Raw genomic sequence first — 4,210 nt, 5'->3', positions numbered from 1 at the left:
CCACGGCGAGGAGGCCGTACAGCTGATCAGCCGCCACTGGCGGATCAGCGACGGACGCGGCCAGATCAGCGAAGTCGAGGGTGAGGGCGTCGTCGGCGAACAGCCGCTCATCGTCCCGGGCGGCGCCTATGACTATGTTTCGGGTTGTCCGTTGCCGACCCCCGAAGGATCGATGGTGGGGAGCTACGCGATGGAACTCGGTGACGGATCGCAGTTGCTCGTGGCGATCCCGCATTTCCCGCTCGTGGCGCCTGCGACGGCGTCATGAAGCGCACCCACCTGCCCCTGAACGCGCTCCGCGTCTTCGACGCCGCTGCCCGGCATTTGAGCTTCACGCGCGCCGCCGATGAGCTGGCGGTGACCCCCGCCGCGGTCGGGCAACAGATCCGGGCGCTCGAGGACATGCTCGGCGTCGTGCTGTTTCGCCGCACGCCGAAAGGGCTCGAACTTACGGGCGAGGCCGATGCAGGGCTCGACGCACTGCGCCAGGGCTTCCTGCAGTTCGAGGAATCGGTGCGTGCGATGCAGGCGGGACAATCGTCGCAGTCGCTGACGATCGCCGCGCCGCGCGATCTGACCGCCAAATGGCTCGCACCGCGGCTTGCGCGTTACAGCCAGCAGGCGCCCGATGTGCGTTTCACCCTGGTATCGGCGGATAGCGGTATCGATTTTACCGAAGCGAACCTCGACCTAGCGATCTTCTGGACCGACGGTGTCGGCGAGCATGAAGGCGTGGCACTTGCCGATGCCCGGATGGTCACCGTCGCGGGGCCTGGCAGCAACAGCGATACCCGCATCGCCTGGCCGGGCTGCCCGGCAGGCGACGGCGAGCCGGCGCTGCGTCTCGGCGACGCCGGGCTCGCAATCGACGCTGCCGCCAACGGTCTGGGGCAGGCCAATGTGCCCGCGATGCTTGCCGAGGCCGATATCGCCGCAGGACGTGTGCGGCAGATCGGCGATACGGTTAGCGTCAAGCGCGGTTACTGGCTGGTCGCGCCGACGCCGCAGTGGCGGCAGGCCAAGGTCAAGGCGTTGGTCGCGGCGCTGACCGCCTGATCATTTCGCTGCCAGCGCGAGCAATCGCGTGACAAGCCCGATCAACGGGCCGGTATCGACATTGGCGTCGGGATTGTTCCAGCTTGCGGTGACGACGAACCATTTGCCGTCGGTCTTGCGTTGCCCGAGCAGGCTCATCGACAGCACGCCGTTCTCCGACCCGCCCTTGTAACCGAGATATGTCCAGTCGGCGGCGGCGACGGGCCCGACGCCATTGTTGATCGCCATCGCTTCGAGCAAAGTCTTCGACCGGCGCGCGCGCAGATCGACCATCAGCCGTGCGATGTCGTTCGGACTGGCAAACCATTCGAGGCTGTCGATGAATCGCGGTCCGTCGGTAAAGCTCACGCCGTCGACATTGGCGAGGGTCAGGCGGCTCCGGTTGCTTTCGATCAATTGCCGTTGCGCGGCATCGTCGCCCTTGATGAAGAGCGGGCGCAGATCGCTGAAGTTATTGCCCTTGAGCGCGAAGGCTTCGACCGTCGTGAGCATGGGAATGTTGCGCGACGGATCGCTGTGTCCCGCGGCGCGCATCCGCGCCTCGATCGGCGCTCGGCCGAGCAGGTGGATCAGCGTATCGGTCGAGCCGTTGTCGCTGACCGAGATCATCCAGTTTGCCAGCGTTTGTAGCGTCACCGGTGTTTCAGCGGGCCAGTTCGCCGTTCCCGCCGACGAAAAGCTGAAATGCGACAGCGGCACGACATCGGACCATTTGCGTTTGCCCCCCGCGACCTGCGCCGCGAGTTCGTCGAGAATGTAGAGCTTGATTGTCGAGCCGATCGCGAACTGGCGGTCGGCATTGGACGCGGCGAGGGGGCGAATGCCCGCTTCGCCCAGTTCGGCGACGAGGAAGCCCGCTTGTCCGGGCAGTGCCGCAATTTCCGCAGCGACCTTGTCGAGGCTGTCGTTGGTCACGGCAACGCCGGTCACGCGCAGGCCGGTGACGCGCTCGTCGGCGGCGGTTCCTACGTCGAGTACCACCGTCGCGACGCCCTTTTCGAAGCGCAGCAGGACCGTGCCCGATCGGTCGCCGGTTGCGGTCACCTTGTCGACCGCGACCGGCTGGCCATATTGCGCGATCAGGCCGGCGCTGAATTCGTCGAACCGGGGTTCGGGGACGGCGGCCTGAAACGAGGGAGCGAAATAATCGGCGAAGGCAATTTTGCCTGCAAACAGGTCGACCAGTTGGGCCGCGCGCCTGTCGAACGCCGTCTGCGCAGCGGGCGCCGCCGCTTCGGGCGGCTGGACTGCGAAAGCCGGTGACGGGGTGCCCAGTACGATCGCCGCTGCGATAGCCGCTGCTGGTAAAAACCGGGTCATTCCAATTCTCCTTTGATCGCAGGCATCGCAGCGTCGAGCCGCTCGATCTGTTTGCGAAGCATGGCTGCCGCACGCCGGTTGAGCAACCAGATGCCGAGGCAGACGAGCACCGGAAATGCTGCAAAGGCAGCGAAACCGGATACACCGCCCAACCGCCCGGTCTGGGCAAGCCCGGCCAGAAAAACGACGAGGCCGGGAATAAACGGACCAATATACCAGAGCCCGACGCTCGCCAGCATCCGCTCCTCGGTCACGAGCCTCGCCCGGTAGCAGGCACGCACATCGGCCGCTTCGGCGCCGACATCGGCCCTCGACGTGCGCCGCGAGAGCTGAAAGGCCATGACAAAGCCTCCGGCGATTACGAGCAGGCTGCCGATCTTGAGCAGCATGCCTGGAAGGATCAGCGCGTAAAGGCCGAAAATGAGCGTGACAAAGGCGGTGGCGATATATTCGCGGCGGTTGCGCTTGCCGATCGCGCGGCTGAATGCAGCGGCACGCGATTTGACTTCGGCGAGCGGAAGCGGCTCGAGGGCAACGCCATCACCCAGCCACAGGCTGTGCAGGCTGTCATCGTCGGGGCGGGTCATGATGCATCTCCCGGCTGGGCGTAGCGGCGCGTCAGCATCGCCTTGAAACGATGGATTTTGGTGGCGACGGTATCGGACGAAACCCCGGTGATCTCGCCGGTCTCTGTCGCCTCGACGCCTTCGAGATAGAGCAACAATATCTGCCGGTCGGGCGGATCGAGGCGGTCGATGATCGACAGGATTTGCGCCATGGCCTGTTCGCTGGTCGCGCGGTCGAACGGAGTCGGGTCGTCGGAGGGCAACTCGATCTCTTCGATATTGGTCCAGCCCCGCCGGGTGTGCCGCCGCCGCGCGATGATATGCGAGGTCGCGCGGTTGTGCGCGATACGCCAGACCCACGTGCTGAGCGAGCAGCGACCGTCGAACCGGGCGAAGCTTTGCCAGAGCGCGACCTGGATATCCTGTTCGAGGTCGCGGCGAAGGTCGGCATCGGCTTCATAGCCGCGTGCCATGCGGGCGATCGCGCCGCCGAACTGCGCGACGGCATCGGTGAATGCCTGATCCTGCTCGGCCTCGGTCAACCGAAATCTCCAGTCCCTGTCCTCATCTTCCTATTTAGTCGGGGAGCGCGAGACTTTCTGACAGGGATGAGCGATTTTTTTTAGGCGTCGATCGCCGCCTCGTCGAGCGTCGCGGCGTTGGCCTGGATGAACTGGAAACGGTGCTCTGGGTGCTTGCCCATCAACCGGTCGACCAGATCCTTGACGAGGTGGCGCTCCTCATATTCCTGCGGCAGCGTAACGCGCAGCATGCTGCGCGTCGCGGGGTCCATCGTCGTTTCCTTGAGCTGGTTCGGGTTCATCTCGCCGAGGCCCTTGAAACGGCCGACCTCGACCTTCTTGCCCTTGAACTGCGTCGCCTCGAGTTCGGCGCGGTGCGCATCGTCGCGCGCGTAAGCCGAGGTGCTGCCCGCGGTGAGGCGATAAAGCGGCGGTTGCGCCAGATAGACATGGCCGCGACGCACGATGTCGGGCATTTCCTGGAAAAAGAAGGTCATCAGCAGGGTCGCGATATGCGCCCCGTCGACATCGGCATCGGTCATGATCACGATCTTTTCGTACCGGAGCCGATCGGCGTCGCAATCCTTGCGCATTCCGCAGCCCAGCGCGAGCGCGAGATCGGCGATTTCCTGATTGGCACGTATCTTGTCCGCACTGGCGCTCGCGACGTTCAATATCTTGCCGCGGATCGGCAGGATCGCCTGCGTCTTTCGATCGCGTGCCTGCTTTGCGCTGCCGCCCGCGCTG

General features: G+C 64.9%; 6 protein-coding genes. 2 read left to right on the top strand and 4 right to left on the bottom strand.

The features are described 5' to 3' along the window. Both apaG and VGD20_RS20510 read left to right on the top strand, forming a co-directional pair. Positions 1-268 (top strand): Co2+/Mg2+ efflux protein ApaG (apaG, locus tag VGD20_RS20515; protein WP_331136223.1); only part of this gene is annotated, 268 nt, incomplete at its 5' end. Next, a complete protein-coding gene (locus tag VGD20_RS20510; protein WP_331136222.1) occupies positions 265-1,056 on the top strand; it encodes a LysR family transcriptional regulator in 792 nt (263 codons plus the stop codon). The genes apaG and VGD20_RS20510, both read left to right, overlap by 4 nt. On the opposite strand, the gene VGD20_RS20505 is transcribed toward VGD20_RS20510, so the two are convergent. The 4 genes from VGD20_RS20505 to VGD20_RS20490 all read right to left on the bottom strand — a co-directional run. Beyond that, complete coding sequence (locus VGD20_RS20505) at positions 1,057-2,376, bottom strand: serine hydrolase (protein WP_331136221.1); 1,320 nt, start codon at positions 2,374-2,376, stop codon at positions 1,057-1,059. It lies immediately after the preceding gene. After that, the gene (locus VGD20_RS20500; protein WP_331136220.1) at positions 2,373-2,963 is read right to left on the bottom strand and encodes a hypothetical protein; all 591 of its coding nucleotides are present in this window, start codon (positions 2,961-2,963) and stop codon (positions 2,373-2,375) included. The genes VGD20_RS20505 and VGD20_RS20500 overlap by 4 nt, the downstream gene beginning before the upstream one ends. After that, on the bottom strand, positions 2,960-3,484 hold the full coding sequence (locus VGD20_RS20495; protein ID WP_331136219.1) for a sigma-70 family RNA polymerase sigma factor: 525 nt from the start codon (positions 3,482-3,484) through the stop codon (positions 2,960-2,962). The genes VGD20_RS20500 and VGD20_RS20495 overlap by 4 nt, the downstream gene beginning before the upstream one ends. An 80-nt stretch (positions 3,485-3,564) precedes the next feature. Beyond that, a partial coding sequence (locus VGD20_RS20490) for a toprim domain-containing protein (RefSeq protein ID WP_331136218.1) occupies positions 3,565-4,210 on the bottom strand: 646 nt, incomplete at its 5' end.

The sequence above is a fragment of the Sphingopyxis sp. genome (assembly GCF_036402335.1).
In the GTDB taxonomy this organism is placed as follows: domain Bacteria; phylum Pseudomonadota; class Alphaproteobacteria; order Sphingomonadales; family Sphingomonadaceae; genus Sphingopyxis.
This window is presented reverse-complemented; position numbering and strand designations above follow the sequence as displayed.

Bases quoted from the DNA above. Each gene is read 5' to 3' on its own strand.
- VGD20_RS20510 (WP_331136222.1), top strand. From the start codon at position 265: ATGAAGCGCACCCACCTGCCCCTGAACGCGCTCCGCGTCTTCGACGCC.
- VGD20_RS20505 (WP_331136221.1), bottom strand. From the start codon at position 2,376: ATGACCCGGTTTTTACCAGCAGCGGCTATCGCAGCGGCGATCGTACTG.
- VGD20_RS20500 (WP_331136220.1), bottom strand. From the start codon at position 2,963: ATGACCCGCCCCGACGATGACAGCCTGCACAGCCTGTGGCTGGGTGAT.